2 protein-coding genes are annotated in these 1,136 nt (G+C 74.7%); one reads left to right on the forward strand and one right to left on the reverse strand.

The genetic code is table 11. From position 1 onward, the window contains the following. Nucleotides 1-715, forward strand: a 715-nt coding sequence (locus B7767_RS38890) for a glycosyltransferase family 4 protein (protein WP_143652899.1), incomplete at its 5' end; no start/stop codon positions are given. A gap of 124 nt (nt 716-839) precedes the next feature. Here the strand turns inward: B7767_RS38890 and B7767_RS38895 are convergent. Next, nucleotides 840-1,136, reverse strand: a 297-nt coding sequence (locus B7767_RS38895; RefSeq protein WP_143652900.1) for a CdaR family transcriptional regulator, incomplete at its 5' end; no start/stop codon positions are given.

The following is a 1,136-nucleotide window of genomic DNA, read 5'->3' on the forward strand; positions in this document are numbered from 1 at the left end:
CAAGGCGGCCACCGTGGTGCTCGGGACGACCTCCGCCCTCGTCGACCGGGCGCGCCGCACGGGCGCGCGGGACGCCCGGCTGGCCGCCGTGTCCCTCCCCGGGCCCCGCACCTCCCCGGTGCCGGACGACCCCGACCGGCTGCGGCCCAAGATCCGGGCCGAACTCGGCGCCACCGGCCGCCCGTTGCTCATCGCCGTCGGCTCCCTCGAACGCCACCGGGGCTACGACGTCCTGCTGGACGCCGCACACGCGTGGCGGCGCCTCGATCCCGTACCGCTGGTGGTGCTCGCCGGAGAAGGGTCGCTGCGCGGCGAACTCCAGCGCAGGATCGAGGAGGAGGAACTGCCGGTCCGGCTCATCGGCCGGCGCGACGACATCACCGATCTGCTGGCCGCCGCCGACATCGCGCTGCTGCCGAGCCGGTGGGAGTCGCGCTCCCCGCTCGCCCAGGAGGCCCTCCACGCGCGCGTGCCGCTCGTCGCGACCGAGGTGGGCGGCATCCCCGAACTCGTCGGCGACGCCGCCGAACTCGTGCCGTACGGCAACGCGCGGGCGCTCGCGGACGCCGTCGTACGACTGCTGGACGATCCCGACCGCCGGGAACTGCTCAGGGAACGCGGGGTGCGGCAGGCCGCCACCTGGCCGACCGAGGACCAGACGGTCGCCCAAGTGCTCAGCGTGTACGACGAGCTGACGCAACTCAGACCGCTCTGAGGCGGTGGCTTCCGGGTCCGGGGCAGGTGTCGGCGGGCGCGCAGGGCCAGGGCCGTGTGCGGGTCGTCGGGGGTGGTGGCCGGTGACTCGCCGGTGCGGGTTGTGCTGAGGCGGGCTTCCGGGGTCAGGGCACGTGTCGGCGGGCGCGCAGGGCCAGGGACAGGGCCAGGACCGTGTGCGGGTCGTCGAGGTCGGTGGCCAGCAACTCGCCGATGCGGGCGAGCCTGTTGTAGAGCGTCTGCCGGTTCAGGTGGAGTTCGCGGGCCGTCTCCGCCTTGCGTCCGGCGTGCGCCAGGTAGGTCTCCAGGGTGGGCAGCAACGGCGGCTTGGAACGGCGGTCGTGGTCCAGCACCGGGCCGATCGCGCGGTCCACGAAGTCCGCCAGGTCCGGGTGGTCGCGCAGCCGCCACAGCAGCAGGTC

It is taken from the genome of Streptomyces sp. 13-12-16 (genome assembly GCF_002114215.1).
Taxonomy (GTDB): Bacteria; Actinomycetota; Actinomycetes; order Streptomycetales; family Streptomycetaceae; genus Streptomyces.